At 61.0% G+C, this 15,386-nt stretch carries 14 protein-coding genes and 1 pseudogene; 9 read left to right on the forward strand and 6 right to left on the reverse strand.

Annotation, left to right across the window (positions count from 1 at the left end):
* Window positions 1–211 (reverse strand): annotated as a pseudogene (locus B097_RS13675) (IS256 family transposase); the annotation flags it as partial.
* A gap of 59 nt (window positions 212–270) precedes the next feature.
* Here B097_RS13675 and B097_RS13450 point away from each other — a divergent pair.
* From B097_RS13450 to B097_RS0102620, 6 genes are all read left to right on the forward strand, one after another.
* A complete protein-coding gene (locus tag B097_RS13450) occupies window positions 271–729 on the forward strand; it encodes a hypothetical protein (RefSeq protein ID WP_147287072.1) in 459 nt (152 codons plus the stop codon).
* On the forward strand, window positions 683–1,225 hold the full coding sequence (locus B097_RS0102600; RefSeq protein ID WP_018580982.1) for a hypothetical protein: 543 nt from the start codon (window positions 683–685) through the stop codon (window positions 1,223–1,225). The genes B097_RS13450 and B097_RS0102600 overlap by 47 nt, the downstream gene beginning before the upstream one ends.
* Before the next feature lie 52 nt (window positions 1,226–1,277).
* A complete protein-coding gene (locus tag B097_RS0102605) occupies window positions 1,278–2,789 on the forward strand; it encodes a hypothetical protein (RefSeq protein WP_018580983.1) in 1,512 nt (503 codons plus the stop codon).
* A gap of 225 nt (window positions 2,790–3,014) precedes the next feature.
* Window positions 3,015–4,226, forward strand: a complete 1,212-nt coding sequence (locus tag B097_RS0102610) for an efflux RND transporter periplasmic adaptor subunit (protein ID WP_018580984.1) — start codon at window positions 3,015–3,017, stop codon at window positions 4,224–4,226.
* Entirely contained in the window at window positions 4,226–4,936 is a 711-nt protein-coding gene (locus B097_RS0102615; protein WP_018580985.1) for an ABC transporter ATP-binding protein, read from the forward strand. The genes B097_RS0102610 and B097_RS0102615 overlap by 1 nt, the downstream gene beginning before the upstream one ends.
* Before the next feature lie 2 nt (window positions 4,937–4,938).
* Window positions 4,939–6,258: an ABC transporter permease gene (locus B097_RS0102620; RefSeq protein ID WP_018580986.1), complete on the forward strand. Its 1,320-nt coding sequence runs from the start codon at window positions 4,939–4,941 to the stop codon at window positions 6,256–6,258.
* Window positions 6,259–6,284: 26 nt separating this feature from the next.
* Here the strand turns inward: B097_RS0102620 and lysS are convergent, their stop codons facing one another.
* Together lysS and B097_RS0102630 are read right to left on the reverse strand one after the other, a co-directional pair.
* Window positions 6,285–7,826, reverse strand: a complete 1,542-nt coding sequence (lysS, locus tag B097_RS0102625; protein WP_018580987.1) for a lysine--tRNA ligase — start codon at window positions 7,824–7,826, stop codon at window positions 6,285–6,287.
* Window positions 7,827–7,885: 59 nt separating this feature from the next.
* On the reverse strand, window positions 7,886–8,545 hold the full coding sequence (locus tag B097_RS0102630) for a hypothetical protein (protein WP_147287075.1): 660 nt from the start codon (window positions 8,543–8,545) through the stop codon (window positions 7,886–7,888).
* Window positions 8,546–8,636: 91 nt separating this feature from the next.
* Between B097_RS0102630 and B097_RS12340 the strand changes: the two genes are divergently transcribed.
* The 3 genes from B097_RS12340 (at window position 8,637) to B097_RS0102645 (ending at window position 12,868) form a co-directional block, all read left to right on the forward strand.
* Window positions 8,637–9,317: a hypothetical protein gene (locus tag B097_RS12340; RefSeq protein WP_018580989.1), complete on the forward strand. Its 681-nt coding sequence runs from the start codon at window positions 8,637–8,639 to the stop codon at window positions 9,315–9,317.
* Window positions 9,314–10,669 carry a serine/threonine-protein kinase gene (locus B097_RS13065; RefSeq protein WP_081617993.1) on the forward strand — a complete coding sequence of 452 codons (1,356 nt, stop codon included), beginning with the start codon at window positions 9,314–9,316 and terminating at the stop codon, window positions 10,667–10,669. The genes B097_RS12340 and B097_RS13065 overlap by 4 nt, the downstream gene beginning before the upstream one ends.
* Window positions 10,670–10,753: 84 nt before the next feature.
* Window positions 10,754–12,868 (forward strand): PhoX family protein, encoded by a 2,115-nt coding sequence (locus B097_RS0102645; RefSeq protein ID WP_026254255.1) that lies wholly within the window; start codon window positions 10,754–10,756, stop codon window positions 12,866–12,868.
* Between the two features lie 68 nt (window positions 12,869–12,936).
* Here the strand turns inward: B097_RS0102645 and B097_RS0102650 are convergent, their stop codons facing one another.
* Genes B097_RS0102650 through B097_RS0102660 form a run of 3 tightly spaced genes read right to left on the reverse strand, consistent with a single transcriptional unit; the run spans window position 12,937 to window position 15,381 of the window.
* Window positions 12,937–13,737: a pantoate--beta-alanine ligase gene (locus B097_RS0102650; RefSeq protein WP_018580992.1), complete on the reverse strand. Its 801-nt coding sequence runs from the start codon at window positions 13,735–13,737 to the stop codon at window positions 12,937–12,939.
* Window position 13,738: 1 nt separating this feature from the next.
* Window positions 13,739–14,443 carry a 6PGD fold domain-containing protein gene (locus B097_RS0102655; protein ID WP_018580993.1) on the reverse strand — a complete coding sequence of 235 codons (705 nt, stop codon included), beginning with the start codon at window positions 14,441–14,443 and terminating at the stop codon, window positions 13,739–13,741.
* Window positions 14,440–15,381: a DUF6779 domain-containing protein gene (locus B097_RS0102660; RefSeq protein WP_018580994.1), complete on the reverse strand. Its 942-nt coding sequence runs from the start codon at window positions 15,379–15,381 to the stop codon at window positions 14,440–14,442. The genes B097_RS0102655 and B097_RS0102660 overlap by 4 nt, the downstream gene beginning before the upstream one ends.
* Between the last annotated feature and the right edge of the window lie 5 nt (window positions 15,382–15,386).

Raw genomic sequence — 15,386 nt, forward strand, 5'->3', positions numbered from 1 at the left:
CGTGCTGGTAGCCGAGGTGGGCATCCATCTCGGCGTTGAGGCCCCGGTTGATCGAGGCCTGGAGCAGGCCCCGGACGAGATCGTTGGCATCCGTGGTGGAGGTGCCGAGCTCGTCGATCAGCTTCGCCATCTCAGGATTGGCGAGGAGCTTTTCCTCGATCGCTTTGATCTTTGCGGAGTCCTCTGGGTTTCGTCGTGCCACGGTAGTCATTCTGGTTCATCTCCTTGGTGTGAGGGGAATCCCTCACACACAAACCATCTGACACCCTCTTGTACGATGCATTAGGGCTCGACCGCTCCCAAAATTCCTTTGATCTCGCAAAGCAGATTGATCAGAAGATCAACTCCGGGGTCGCTACCAATCCAGGTGGACCAGAGGAACTTCGCATCGCGCGGGATATCTTGGGCAACGATCAGCGTCGCCGCATGTACGATTCCAAGCTCAATGATTCTACCGCGCCAGAAATCAACATTGCTGCTCTGCGTGATCTGGCGAAGCTACAGGTCGTCGAAAGCAACTCGACAGCGGATGCTGCTCCCACAGTTGCCTCGCCGACAAACAACTTGCAGTTTACGAGCCCTAACTCACCCCAGCAGAACCAAGGACATTCTTCGGCAGACAAAGCGCGTCAAAATTTCAGCAAAGAGTTGGAGCAGCGCAAAGGACAAATTGTCACCTGTTGTGTCAAAAACGCGCGACAAATTTCAAGGCTCCTCCGGGAGCATTAACGGTCGACTCCTTCTTATAATCGCGCTGGTTATTGTTCTGATCTTCGTCCTTTTCGCTCTCGTGCCGCGGCTTGGTAACGATGAACGTCAAGTAAAAGCAGTAGCCAATGATTTCCTAGAACTGCGCACCAGCGAAGAAACGGAGTCATGGCTTGCAGACAATGCATTCAGTGATAGGCGTGACATTTTGATGTCCGGCCTCAGCGTCAAGAGCGACTTCGCTGGTATCGATAATACGTTAAAGGTCACCGATCCTCGGGCTGGCGAAGTTATCAACCTGGACGGTGTTTTCCACGCTTTCTCGTATGGATCTGAAGAGGATTACGAGACTGCCTACCGCGCCGCAGGCTTCGACCAAATGGCTGTGGTAACCGTCAACAACAAGGACGGAGAAGACACCGAACATCGCCTGATGTTTGTATCGGTCGACAACGACTGGAAGCTATTCGACCTAGACGACGTTCCACGCATCGACAGGGATGCCCTGAGGTATTAATAAGCACTAGTACTCCCACCTCACACACCATTTGATAAGGAATCATGTTCTCATGGACACGACGGCCCTAGCCCAGCAGCTCAACGATCAGTACGGCCTCAGCCAGCTTAAAGAGATCGGCACCACCGAGATTTCTACTCTCCTGCGTGCAACAAACACCTGGGGCACCACGGTCCGCGAAGTCGAAGTCTTCCGCAAAGAAGTGCCCGAACCTGACCGCGATAGTGTCCCTCAGCTTGAGGCGGCACTTCAGTCAAGTGCTCACCCAGGGTCAGTCACAGTTACAGGATGTGGCTTGACCCCCGGCAGCCAACTATTCGTTCTCAGAGACCAAGTTACTGGCCGCAGTTTAGAGTCGCTTATCGAAGGGCGTGCGGCATGGGGCAATCACTTCACCACAGAGGAAGCTACCAAACTTCTTCAGCAGATCGCGAGCGCTATTGACCAGTTCAATAAGGCCAACCATTCGTCGTTCTTGCTTCGAAGCATCAATACGGAACGGATACTCATTCAGGACGGGTCTAACCCGGCGATTTTAACGTTGGTTGGTCCTTCTATTGGCGCTGGCACCGCTTCACCAGACGATAACCGTCGCGCTTTCGCAGATGTCATAGCCAAGATGACTGGAACAGCCATCGACGAGGATATCTTTGCCGATGCTGCTAGCTGTACGGAGTACTTGGAGGCTCTGACGCGCCCAGCTTCCCGAGAGCCAGAATCAACCGCCCCATCCAAGGACTCCAATGCTGCCGGATTCAGCGTTGTGGGGCCTTCAGAAGCTGACACTATCGATTACGCACAACACCATGAGAACTCGAACCCTGAGGAAGATACTGTAGTCACTGACGTTGCGAGCACTAAAGAGCACGCTGACAATGGGGAAAACGTGCATCACGCCGACAGTCGGAACACTTCAAATGACTCGGATGACTCCCCGGCCAGAGTGGATGATGCTCGCCCCGTCCAGCACTACCCCAGCACTGACCCGTCAATGCGTGCCGTAGAGCAGGATGGCACATATGCCTACTCCCAACAGGACTACCAAGGGCCCCCACCGGGTTACCAGGGCTATGAAGAACCCGAGAAGAAGCGCAAGGTATGGCCTTGGGTGCTTGCGCTGGTGCTCATCCTAGCTCTGATCGCCGGTGGTGTCGCCGTCTGGTACTTCTTCTTCAATAAGGAGCCATGGTCCGACACCGACCAGCAGACCGTCGACGCCTTCCCAGGCATCGTCTCCGAGAACCAAGGCGGTTCTGGCTGGCAAGACCTGACCTGCACGTCCATGGAAGCAGAAGCTTGCCAGGACTCTGAGATTCGCTGCGCTGACGAAGCACTCGGTGTGACCATCACGCGCTTCCCATCCGAGGAGGACCGCGAAGACGCGCTGCCCAACGGCGATGCCGTTACCTTGGGCGCTGACCAGTGCGAAGTCACTTCCTACGAGATCGAAAGTCAGGAACCACCTGCCTTCATCATGGCGCCAGAGGGCGATAACAGCTCCTACCTGATCACCATCAACGGTGCAGACGCCGAGCAGAAACGCCTGTCAATGCCGATCTGCTAAACGCATCAGCCCAACCACCGGGCGCGCCCCACACAGCACGGTTGTGTGGGGCGCGTTTTTCGTCGTAAAGCAACCCGTCACCCTAAGGGTGATCCCTGACCCCGTTAAAGGGGAACTGCAGCTCAAGCGTTGATTTCGCCGATCTTTAAGGCTTATCTTTAACTTGCTTAAGTTGAAAAGGCGGCTCAATAAGAGGTCGCTCCGACGAAGAAAGAGGCCACATCCATGTTGGCGAAATTGCGTAATCTACCCCTCTGGGTGTGGCTGACGGGCGCGGCAGCCGTCATCGTGGCCATCGCCCTCATTAGCGTGTTCGCGCTAACGCAGGCGGGCCCAAGCAACCACGTCGATTCCAGCGATGTCTATGCAGTGGAAAGGCGCGATATCACGAATTCCGTGGTCGCCTCAGGCACGGTCGACTCCGACAACACCGCGGAAGTCTACACGCGCCTTACGGCCCCGGCGTCCCAGGTCGCGGTGAAGGTCGGCGACCGCGTCCAGAAAGACCAGGTACTGCTGCGCCTCGACGGCACCGAGATCACCCGCCAAATCGCCGTCGAGCAGGCCACCAAAAACTCCACGCAGGCCAGCAACGAAGAAGCCCTGCGCGCCGCTCAGCAGGCGTATAACCAGGCCTACAACGCCTACAACCAAGCGGTCTCTGAAGGCGGCGCAGAAGCCGTCGACCGCAGCGCACTCACCGAAGCCGAATCCGCCCTCGCCGCGGCACAAAGCGCGTACAACAACGGCACGTTGGCCTCCGACGCGACGATCGGCCACTTGGAAAATGACCAAGCCAGCACCACCATCATCTCCCCGATGCCGGGCGTGGTCGCCCAAGTCAACGCTCAGGTCGGCCAGCCCGCCGGCGGAGTACTGGTCAAGGTCGCCGACGACCAGCAGCTCATCATCAACGGCACGGTCGACGAAAAACAGCTCAGCCGCATTACCCCTGGACAGAAGGTGGAATTCACCACGGGCGCCACCGGTGAAAGGAAGTTCACCGGCCGCGTCGATTCGGTCTCTAAGATCGCGCAGACTCCCTCGCCAGAGGAGATGGCCGCCGAGATGAAACCGAACGAGAAGAAATTCCCCGTCAAGATCATCGTCGACGGCGAAAAGGAGGACCTCGCCATCGGGGCCAGCGCCAAAGCGCACATCATCAGCGAGCAGGTCAAGCAGGTCTTGGCCGTGCCGCGGGAGGCAGTGCTTGTCGACGAGGACGGCACCACCAGCGTTCTCGTCGTGGTGGAACGCGACGGCCTTACCTTCGTCGAAAAGCGCGAGGTCACCACGGGTATACAGGATGATTTTTACGTAGAGATCACGGGCGAGGCACTTGCCGACGAAGGCATCAAGGTTCTGAACCAGGCGACAAAGTACCGCGATTTCGCAGACCAAGAAGTCCTGCTCATGGCTACGGAAGAAGAGAAATAATGTCGGTCGTCGATATGCGTGCCATCACCAAAACCTTCGGGCAGGGTACTGACAATGAGCTGACTGTCCTCAAGGGAATCGATGTGCAGGTCTCCCCCGGCGAGTTCGTCTCGATCGTCGGTACGTCCGGCTCCGGCAAATCCACGCTGATGAATATCATCGGCTTGCTCGACCGGCCCACCACCGGCACCTACCAGTTGGGTGGCCGAGATGTGCTGGAGGCGTCCGACAACGAACTGGCGTTGATCCGTTCCTTGGAGATCGGTTTCGTGTTCCAGAACTTCAACCTCATTCCGCGGATTTCGGCGCTGAAGAACGTGGAGGTCCCCATGCTCTATGCCGGCGTGTCGAAGCGGGAGCGCAGCCATCGCGCCGAAGAATTATTGGCCGCGGTGGGCATGGGCGAAAGGATGGATCACGATCCTAGTCAGCTGTCTGGTGGACAGAAGCAGCGCGTGGCCATCGCGCGCGCCATGGCGAATAACCCCAGCTTGATCTTGGCTGATGAGCCAACAGGTGCCCTCGACACCGCGACCGGCGAGATGGTGATGGACATTTTCACCCGGCTTAACGCTGCCGGAACAACCATCGTGTTAATCACCCACAACCCGGAGATCGCCGCGGCCACCGACCGCGTGCTCACCATGCGCGACGGCCTCTTCATCTCTGGCAGCGAGCCGGTCACCGCGCCGATTGTGAAGGCGGAATAATCATGAACTTTTGGGAATCAACACAGCTGGCCTTGACCAGCCTGCGCGCCAACAAGTTGCGCTCCCTGCTCACGCTGCTGGGCGTGATCATCGGGATCGCCTCCGTCATCGCGATCATGACCATCGGTTCATCGCTGAAGGCCCAGACGATGGAGGGGCTCGAGTCCTTCGGCGCGGGCGACGTCCAGGTGACGGTCACGGAGAGAACAGCGCGTGACGACGAAACCTCCGACGACTCAGCAGGCTCCGACAGCGGCGAGTGGGTCGAGCCCATCAGAGCCGCGGACCACCCGGAGGAACTGATCACGGAGGAGATGCTCGGCCGCATCTCCCAGCAGCTCGGCCCGTCCTTGGTGGGCTACTCCGTATCGTCGGGAAGCATCCCGAAAGCGGAGGTGCTTTACGACGGCTTCACCGGCACTCTCGCCGACGCCACAACGTCGGCCTCCGTGCAGGGTATCAACGAGAACTTTCTGTCTTTTAACAGCACGGATCTGGCGGCCGGTCGTGGTATCAGCGCAGAAGATGTGACGCAGTCCCGGCCCGTCGCGGTGATTTCGGAGAAGGCTGTCCAGGCCATGTTCCAGGGCGATGCGTCGGCAGCCCTTGGCAAAGATATTCGGGTGCGCGATGCCACGTCCGAGGCCACGGTGACCGTCATCGGGGTGGCGAAATCTCAGGTGGGTTCCGGGTTGGTCGGGTTCAACGACGGAGAAGCGCGCGTGTACCTTCCTTACCCGGCGCTCAATGCCATGGTCGATGGCCCGGAAGGCTTCGCGAACGTGTCATTCCGTCCCGCGGATAAAGACTCACTGCAGGACATGCGCCAGCGGCTGGTCGATTTCTTCACCGCTGCCTACGCCGATAGCACGGTGGCAACAGCCAAGGTGTCTGACTTTTCTCAGGGCATCGAAGAGATCAACACTGTGATCTCGTCGATTTCGCTAGCGGTGTCTGCCATCGCCGCGATTTCTCTGCTGGTCGGTGGCATCGGCGTGATGAACATTATGTTGGTGTCGGTGACGGAGCGCACGAGGGAGATCGGGATCCGCAAGGCACTCGGCGCCACGAACGCGGCGATTAAGACGCAGTTCATCACCGAAGCGATGGTGGTGTGCCTGCTCGGCGGAATTCTTGGAATTCTGCTTGGCGGCGGGCTCGGTTTCGCGGCCAGCTCCGCGTTCGGCGCCCCGGGGCTTCCACCGCTGTGGGCCGTGCTGGTTGCTTCGCTGTTCTCGCTGGGGATTGGCCTGTTCTTCGGCTACTACCCCGCCGCGAAGGCAGCGAAGCTCCACCCGATCGACGCGCTGCGCTACGAATAGGCAGTACCGCGTCTCGAACCTCGGGGCTACTTCTCGGGCTTGACCATCGGGAATAGCACGGTCTCGCGGATGCCCAGCCCGGTCAGGGCCATCAGCAGGCGGTCGATGCCCATGCCGCAACCGGCGGTCGGTGGCATCGCCTGCTCCATGGCCTGCAGGAAGTCCTCATCAAGCACCATGGCCTCGTCATCACCGTCGGCGGCAAGGCGCGCCTGGTCGACGAAACGCTCACGCTGCACAACCGGGTCAACCAGCTCGGAGTAGCCGGTGGCCAGCTCAAAACCGCGCACGTACAGGTCCCACTTCTCAGTAACGCCTGGCTTCTCGCGGTGCTGGCGGGTCAGCGGAGAAGTCTCAACCGGGAAGTCCTTCACGAACACCGGCCCGTAGAGCTGGTCTTCGCACAGCAGCTCCCATAGCTCTTCGACGAGTTTGCCGTGGCCCCAGCCCTGGCCCTTCGGCACATCCAGGCCCACGGCCTCCGCGATGGCCAGCAGCTCGTCGACGGTGCTTTCGACGGTCACCTCTGGCTGGCCCGGGTGCTTGCGCTGCAGCGCCTCATTCAGCGACGGGTACATTTCGAAGACCTTCCACTCCCCGCCCAGGTCATACTCGGTGCCGTCGGAAAGCGTGACGGTGGTGGAGCCGAAGACTTCCTGCGCCACGAACTGGACCAATTCACGCATGGTGCGCGCGCCGTCCTCGTAGGTGCCCCACGCCTGGTAGGTCTCCAGCATGGTGAACTCTGGCGAGTGCGAAGAGTCCACGCCCTCGTTGCGGAAGTTGCGGTTGACTTCGAAGACGCGCTCGAGGCCACCAACGACGGCTCTCTTCAAAAACAGCTCCGGCGCGATGCGCAGGTACAGGTCAATGTCCAGGGAGTTGGAGTGCGTAATAAATGGACGTGCCGCCGCACCGCCGTGCAGGGTCTGCAGCATCGGGGTTTCAATCTCCACGAAGTCCTGGCCGGTGAGGTACTTCCGCAGTGCCGCCAGCACCTTGATGCGGGTCATGGCGTTGGTGCGGGCATCCTCACGCATGATCAGGTCGGTATAACGGTGGCGGATGCGTTGCTCTTCGTTCATATCCGCAAAAGCCACAGGTAGCGGGCGCAGCGCCTTCGAGGCCATGTGCCACGATTGCGCCTGGACCGACAGCTCGCCTCGTCGTGAAGCGATCACGCGCCCGCGGACCGACACGATATCGCCAAGGTCGGTCAACGCCTTCCAGTCAGCCAGGGCGTCCTCGCCGACTTCCGCCAGCGACAGCATGACCTGCAGCTGCGTCCCGTTACCCTCTTGGAGGGTGGCGAAGCACAGCTTGCCCGTGTTGCGCTGGAACATGATGCGGCCAGCGATCGCAACCACGTCGTCAGTCTCCTGGCCGGCCTCCAGCTTGTGCTGGCCGTCGCCCTGGCCCTCGTCCACGATCTGGTACTTCTCGCGGATCTCGGACAGGGAGTGGGTGCGGTCGACGAACACCGGGTACGGGTCATGGCCGGCGTCGATCAGCGCATCGCGCTTGTCTCGACGAATCTTCTGCTGCTCTGAAAGGTCCTGGTTAGTCACAACACAACAGGGTAGCCGATCAATCGGCCCGGTAGTGCCCCAACCCGCTTTATGCGGCTCTACCAGTACTCAGGCAGGTCCCACACGGGCGTATCCACCAGCGTGCCGGAGATGGAAATTTTCCCGTCGGGCGCCGTTATCTTAAAGGAGTCGTGGCCGGAGGTGCACTGGAGGGTGCCGTCGTCCGGGTACCAGCACTTTGCGTTGCCCACCGAGATTGACTGGCCTGGGTTTAGTTTGCCTTGGGAGGGGCCGACGCCCTCGAAGATGGTCCAGTGCATGCCGTCGCGCCCGATATAGATGGCGTCTGCTTGACGCGGCGGCAACGGGCGGGCGGTGACCATCGGCGCATCGGTGGGGGTGCCGCCCTGGCAGGTCGCGCCGTGGGGGCTGATGGCGCAGTCGCCCTGCACGCCGTCGATGTTGTAGGTGAAAATGCTCATTCCGGCGCGTTCGTAGTCCGCCGGGTTGACCTGGGTGTGGGAGCCACTGCGTGTCGTTGTTTCGCTTGTCGACGAGGATTCGGACGAGGAAGGCTCTGTCGTTTCTGATTCGTCTGTTTCTTCTGCTTCCGTCGTCTCCTCCACCGTGGTGAACGCGGCAGAGGTGAGTGCTTGGCCGCCACCACTGCTGCTGCCACCGCCGCCGACATCACACCCTGTCAATAGGGCCGTGGCGGCGAGGAGAGGGAGGATTCGGCTGAATGTAGACGATCGCATGCTGCCTGTACTAGTTGAACCGCTTAAGAAGTTGAGGAAACTGTGACGGCACCGTGACGGCTCGGTGTATTCAAAGGAAGGTGTACGGACTGTGCTTCGCCCTGGGCAACTGTATATCGATGATCTTGCGGGGTCCACGATTCTCCTGACCCCTGGCACATCGGTGGTGGTGGGGCGCAAAGGAAATTTCAAAATTTGCACGGATGACATGGCCATGCATCGGAAATTTTTGCAGTTTTGGGATGTCAATGGTGCGTGGCAGGTGCACAATATGGGGTCGCGCCTGGTCGCCACGTTCGCTGCCACAGGCAACTCTGAGTACTACACACCTCTACGTCTGTCGCCGGGGCAGTCCTTGCCGGTGCCTTTGGGCTATTCGACGATCACCTTTGAGACTCCAATGATGGCCTATGAAATGGAAATCACTAATGCGCGCACGGCCCGTCCGCCGCGACAAGAGCACCCCGGCTTCGTTGGCCTGACGGAACACCATTTCGAACCGACCGAGGAGCAGTTCGTGCTGCTGCGCGCTTTGGCGCTGCCGGTGCTTCAGAATCCGACGGAGCCCGCCCACCAGGTGGTCCCCGGCATTAACCAGTTGGCCGAGGAGCTGGGGTGGAGCGAGAAGAAGACGAACCGCAAGATGGCCAACATCGTTGATGCTTTGGCCCAGGCCGGGGTGCCCGAGTTTCAGCCTGGTCCAACGCGGGTGAACTGGCGTATCCCGTTGGCGCGCTACGCGGCTGAGGTCTGGGGACACACGCTGCGATGAGTAATCATCCCCTCTCTGCTGAGCAGCGCGCCCGGTTCATCGCCGATGCCCGCGCAAAACATTATGAGGTCGCGGGCCAGCTCGGAAAAGGTGGCATGGGCACGGTATTCGCGGCCCGCGATATGCATTTGGACCGGGAGGTGGCCCTGAAGGCGATTCAGCCGCAGTTGATTTCTCAGCCAAAGGCACAGAAGCGTTTCACCGATGAAATGCGCACGATGGCGAAGCTCAACCATCCTGGCATCGTCACGATTTATGCCGGGGGAATCACAGCTAGCGGCGTGCCATATTTCGCGATGGAGCTGGTCAAGGGACAAAGCCTCGCGGACTACTTGCGTCAGCGCGGCCAACCCCTGTCGTTGCGGGAGACCGTCCATATCTTGCGCCCCATCGCCTCTGCGCTGGACTATTTGCACTCTCCCTCTGACCGCCATGGCACGATCGTGCACCGCGATATCAAGCCGGGCAATATTTTGCTGTCACCAGAGGGAGCGAAGCTGACCGATTTCGGGATCGCCTTGGAATCTGAGGTGACCCGCTGCACCGCCGAGGGCCTGGTCATCGGCACCGATGCGTACATGGCCCCGGAATTGTTCGGCGGCGGCGCATCGCTACATCAACCCGCGCCTGGACCCACTCCAAGCTCCGACCGCTACGCCCTCGCCCTCGTCGCCTTCGAGATGTGCACCGGGGTGTCGCTACGGGACCGCTTTCAGGCTGCGGCGTGGCGCGGCCCCCGCAAGTTCAAGCTTCAGGGGGCACCTGCACGCGCGGTGTTTGAGCGTGCGCTTCACGACGATCCCTCGCGCCGTTTCACCAGCTCCACTGAGTTTCTCGATGCTCTTCTTGCCCCGCAAGTGTCTGGGAAGCGCTCGTCGACAAGCAAAAAAGTCCTGGCGACGCTGGGGGTCATCGTGCTGGGCGTCGGGGTGGGTGCGGCACTTCCGGCGCTGGTCAGCGACGAGGAGGGTGGCTCGGGGTGGCGGGAGGCCACCTGCGAGAGCGCTCGTCCGGATGAGGGGCAGCTGGCGAAGATCGTGTGCCGCAACGGGGCCGAGGCTTTCACGGTGGCCGACTACGGGACCCAGGAGAGCCGGGATGAGAAGATCCCGGCGGAGGGGGCGCAGAGGTTTTCTTCCGCTGGGTGTTCGATGCGCTCAGCGGAGGTCCCGGGCACGCAGGTGCCGACGTTCACGGTGCTTCCCGACGACGAGACCGGCCGTTTTGCGGTGTCGCTTTCCAGCGATCTGGCTGAGTCAATTCGCTTGTCAATGCCGGTATGTCAACTTTCCTATCGGCTAGATAGGCAAAATAACCCCGCTACTATTCACCAACTTGTCTCCCAGATTTAGCGGACTGGTCATATCCGCCTCCTAGGCTTTCCTCAGTCCTGAGATATGGAACTACCACCGATGAACATTCCAGAGGAGACACCCATGGCGTTTAAGGGCCTGAACCTGTTGGCCAACCCATTTCAGTCAAGCCGTTCACGCTTGACCTGTACCTATAAGTGCGGCAACGCCTGCTTCGGCGAGTGCAAGAACACTACTGATAATGAGTACTTCGGCGACATGACTCGTCGTAACGTGTTGAAGGCCGGCGGCCTGTCCGTCGTCGCTGTTGGTGGCGGTGCAGCCCTGGCAGCCTGCTCCCCTGCGGAAGAAAATACGGCGGCTTCCTCTTCTGCTGCAGGTTCGTCCTCCTCTGACGCAGCACCCACCTCCGAGGCGCAGGTGGAGCACGTCTCCGTCGAAGGCATGCAGTTCGAGCCAGTCGCGCCGAACACCACCGACGACGTGACCGTGCCAGAGGGCTACGAGTACTCCGTGCTGATCGCCTGGGGCGACCCAATGTTCGAGGGCGCACCAGAATTCGATATCAACAACCAGACCGCTGCCGCGCAGGAACAGCAGTTTGGCTTCAACAATGACTTCCTGGGCCTGTTCGAGCACCCAGAAGATCCCAACAAGATGGTCTACGTGTGCTCCCACGAGTACACCACCGAGCCACAGATGCACCCGAACTACGACGTGGAAAACCCCACCGAAGAGCAGGTCAACATTGGCTTGGCAGCGCACGGCCAGTCCATCCTCGAGGTCTCCAAGGTCGAAGGCACCGGTGAGCTGAAGGCAGAGTTCGGCCCGCTGAACCGCCGCATCACCGGCACCACCCCAATGACCTTCTCCGGCCCTGCTGCCGGCTCTGATCTGCTGAAGACGAAGGAAGACCCGACCGGCAACCGCGTCCTGGGCACCCTGAACAACTGCGCGGGCGGCGTCACCCCATGGGGTACCTACCTGTCCGGCGAGGAAAACATCGACCAGTACTGGACCAACTCCAACGCACTGGACGGCCGCAATAAGGAATACGCCGACCGCATCGGCGTGGCCGAGGAAGGCCAGTCCGAGCGTGCATGGGAGCTGTACCACGATCGTTTCGACATGGCCAAGGAGCCAAACGAGATCAACCGCTTCGGCTACATCGTGGAGATCGACCCGATGAACCCGGACTCCACCCCGGTCAAGCACACCCTGCTGGGCCGCTTCAAGCACGAGGCTGGCAACACGCACATTGCCGACGATGGCCGCGCCGTTGTCTACATGGGCGATGATGAGCGCTTCGAGTACATCTACAAGTTCGTCACCGCCGACAAGTACATCGAGGGCGACCGCGAACACAACATGAAGCTGATGACCGCCGGCACCCTGTACGTCGCTTCCCTGGAGGGCAACTCCCCAGAAGACGAGATCGACGGCTCCGGAGAACTGCCTGAGGACGGCCAGTTCGACGGCACGGGCACGTGGCACAAGCTGGTCACCGTGGACCTGGACGGCAACGCAGAGTCCCACATTGAGGGCTTCACCCCGGAAGAGGTCTGCGTGTACACCCGCCTGGCCGCCGACACCGTGGGCGCTACCAAGATGGACCGCCCCGAGGACTTCGAGCAGAACCCTGTGACCGGCAAGGCCTACGTGGCCCTGACCAACAACAAGTACCGCGGTGCCACTGGCGACGACGCTGCCAAGAACGAGGAAGACCCCACCGAGTACGCGCCGATCAAGGAAAACAAGAACGGCCTGGTCATGGAAATCGACGATGCCGCACAGGGCACCGCCGAGGAATTCAACTGGAACCTGTTCCTGGTCTGCGGCGACCCAGAAGAGGCCTACACCTACTTCGGTGGCTTCGACAAGGAGAAGGTCTCCCCGATCTCGTGTCCTGACAACGTCGCATTCGACAACCACGGCCTGCTGTGGATCTCCACCGACGGCAACGCTCTGGGCACCCACGACGGCCTGTACGCAACCAACACCGAGGGTGACACCCGCGGTGAGCTGAAGTGCTTCCTCACCGTCCCAGCGGACGCTGAAACCTGTGGCCCACACATTGACGACGAACGCGTCTTGGTCAACATCCAACACCCAGGTGAGGGCGACGAGTCCACCGTTGAGAACCCATCCTCCCACTGGCCAGGTGGTGGGGATTCCAAGCCACGCCCAGCAGCAGTGGTCGTGTGGAAGTCTGACGGCGGCCCAATCGGCATCGCCTAACCACAATCAACGCTCAAGCCGCCCAGAACCCACGCAAGGGTCCTGGGCGGCTCATCGTTTTAGTCGACTTAAGCTTCGTCGCCCAGGTTCTTAAACCCGATGCCCACGGGCACGCCAACATTATCGATGAGGCGCACCCCACCTAGGTCCACACCCACCAGCAGGCGGGCATCGCCCTTCTCTGGGGCGGGCCCAAAACCGAGGTCACGCAGCTCCAAGTAGGCGGGCTCTACTTCCCCGGCCTCAAGCACACCGCGGGCGGTAGACACAACTACCTCGGCGCCCTGCTCGGCCACGTGGGCACCGGCGGTGAGTGCTGCGGAGACGACGACGGCCTTGGCGCGATCCGCCTCAGCGACATCGGCGTTGCGCAGCGAAATTGCCAGCCCGTCGGGCATGCGCACCGTCGGCACCGAATGCAGCTGCACCTCCAGCTGCAGCGCCCACACGGCATGCTGCACAGCAACCAACAGCTCGAAGTCTTTCTCACCCAGCACCACATCGGTAGCGCTCGCCGCGATGGTAGCGGCCAGGATCCGGGTGGTGGCGTCGTCGATAAGCGCCGGCTGCTCTAGGTGATCCAAGCCAGAGGTGATGCGCACGCCGTGGGTCGGGAATTCGCCGTGGTAGACGACGTCCACCTTCTCGCGGGCGAAATCCTCAGGCACCTCGTCGCCGCTGAACGTGACCATGACGACGGCGCCCGTGATCGAGCGGGCGGCGCGGATCAGGGAGATCTGGCCGGCGTGAACACCGCGCCCCAGCGGGATCAGGACGATGCGGCGGCCGGTCTTACGGAACGCGCGGCCGTAGGTTTTGAACAGGGCAAGATCGTCGACGACGGTGGCTTCGCCTGGGGTAAAAGTCATGTCACTCCTTGTAGTCCAGCTGGGAAATTGCCCACAGCTCAAGGTCTTGGTCGTGCTGCAACTCGGCGCGGCGGCGCACCAGAGAGGCAAAGATGTGCGCGCGCCCGGAATCCTCGATGGTGCGGTGCATTCGGTCGTAGGCCTGCGCGTCGAGGTGTTCGCGCGTGTGTGGGGGCCGCGGGGGCGCGGGAATCAGGTCGTCTGCCAGTTCCGGTCGGTCAAGCGTATCGACGAGCATGGCGCGCGCATCCAGTTCCGCCTCCACGGCGAGGTCCCGGTATTCCAATGCGGTGCGGATGGCTATCCGCTGGTCATCGCTGACCGGGATGGATGTGCCGCCGAACTCGCCGACGAGCAGTTCGATGATGGTCTCCCCGAGCTCATCGGTGGCGGCGGTGATCCAATTATTGTCGCCGATGTGGTGGGCAGCCAGCACGATGGCGCCGGTGACCTCGATTGGGTCCAGCACCTGCACCCCGTGGTCCAACGAGGTGTGGATGAACATTTGCCCGTGGCGAGCGTGATCGGCGATCTTTTCGACGAGCGCAGCGGCAGAATCGTGGTCGTCGAAGTCAATCACGACGAGGTCGTAGAGGCTGATCTCGGCCGGATCCGCATTACGCGTCACGGTGTGACCGGTGGATTCCAAACTGTCCGCCAAGAAATGATCACCGATCACGCCAATATTGAGGCGTGGTGCGCTCACTCCCGCTCAGCTCGCTTTGCGCGCGCCAGCAGTTCGGCGACGGAAATGCCGTCCTTGTTCTCATCACGGCGGCGGCGTCCGCGGGAATCCTCCGCTGGCTCTGCATGCTTAGGTGCAGACTGTGGTGCGGACTTCTCCGCTGCTTCTTCGCGTCGCTCGCTGATCAGCTGGGACAGCGGGTTCGACTCGCGGTTGGTTGGCTGCTCGTATCCGCCAACACGGCCGGCCACGGCTTCTGGTGAAGGTGCGCGCGGGGTCGGCGCAGCGGCTGGCTTTGCGGGTTCGGCAGGCTCCTTCGGCGCTTCAGGCTCTTCCTTCTTCGGAGCGTCCTCGACAACGCCTAGCTCCGTGGTGTCCACGGTGGATGGGCGCGGTGCGAAGTCCTTCTTGTCCTTCTTCGGCGATTCCTCCTCCGGAATCAGTTCCGAATCGACGGGGGCTTCGTCGTCAAGCACCTTCTTTTCCGCGGCCTCGGTTTTAGCCTGCAGCTCACGTACGCGGCGCGCCTCGGCCTGCAGGGCGGCGGGCTCGTAGCCCCATTCGCGGCCGGCGAGGTCCTCAAGCTGGGCGCGCAGGGCGGCCAGCTCGTCCTTAATTTCCTGGAGCACATCCGTGTCGACCACAGGCAGGCCCTCCTGGGCGCGTGCGAGCTCCAAGGAGGTCCTGCTGTTTTCTAGTTCAGCTTCCTGGGCCTTGAGTTCCGCGGCGTGTGCCTGTTGTGCCAGTTCCAGTTCGCGCTCGGCGGCAAGTTTGTCCTGCCGGGAGCGGCTGACCATGAAGGCGCCAATCGCGGCGGCCCACAGTGCGGCGAGGAGGGCGATCTTCAATCCCACGTTGGAGTCGGTGAGCAACATGATGATTGTGGCAAGGATCGCCAAACCGACGAGCCCCCACAGCCACAACTGGCCACGATCGTTCGAGCGGTTGTCCTCAGTCATATTGT

The sequence above is a fragment of the Corynebacterium pilosum DSM 20521 = CIP 103422 genome (assembly GCF_000373805.1).
In the GTDB taxonomy this organism is placed as follows: Bacteria; Actinomycetota; Actinomycetes; order Mycobacteriales; family Mycobacteriaceae; genus Corynebacterium; species Corynebacterium pilosum.

What these genes read in the sequence shown, in the direction of transcription:
- B097_RS0102605 (WP_018580983.1), top strand. Translation starts at nt 1,278, where the DNA reads ATGGACACGACGGCCCTAGCCCAGCAGCTCAACGATCAGTACGGCCTC.
- B097_RS0102610 (WP_018580984.1), top strand. Translation starts at nt 3,015, where the DNA reads ATGTTGGCGAAATTGCGTAATCTACCCCTCTGGGTGTGGCTGACGGGC.
- B097_RS0102615 (WP_018580985.1), top strand. Translation starts at nt 4,226, where the DNA reads ATGTCGGTCGTCGATATGCGTGCCATCACCAAAACCTTCGGGCAGGGT.
- B097_RS0102620 (WP_018580986.1), top strand. Translation starts at nt 4,939, where the DNA reads ATGAACTTTTGGGAATCAACACAGCTGGCCTTGACCAGCCTGCGCGCC.
- B097_RS0102630 (WP_147287075.1), bottom strand. Translation starts at nt 8,545, where the DNA reads ATGCGATCGTCTACATTCAGCCGAATCCTCCCTCTCCTCGCCGCCACG.
- B097_RS13065 (WP_081617993.1), top strand. Translation starts at nt 9,314, where the DNA reads ATGAGTAATCATCCCCTCTCTGCTGAGCAGCGCGCCCGGTTCATCGCC.
- B097_RS0102645 (WP_026254255.1), top strand. Translation starts at nt 10,754, where the DNA reads ATGGCGTTTAAGGGCCTGAACCTGTTGGCCAACCCATTTCAGTCAAGC.
- B097_RS0102650 (WP_018580992.1), bottom strand. Translation starts at nt 13,737, where the DNA reads ATGACTTTTACCCCAGGCGAAGCCACCGTCGTCGACGATCTTGCCCTG.
- B097_RS0102660 (WP_018580994.1), bottom strand. Translation starts at nt 15,381, where the DNA reads ATGACTGAGGACAACCGCTCGAACGATCGTGGCCAGTTGTGGCTGTGG.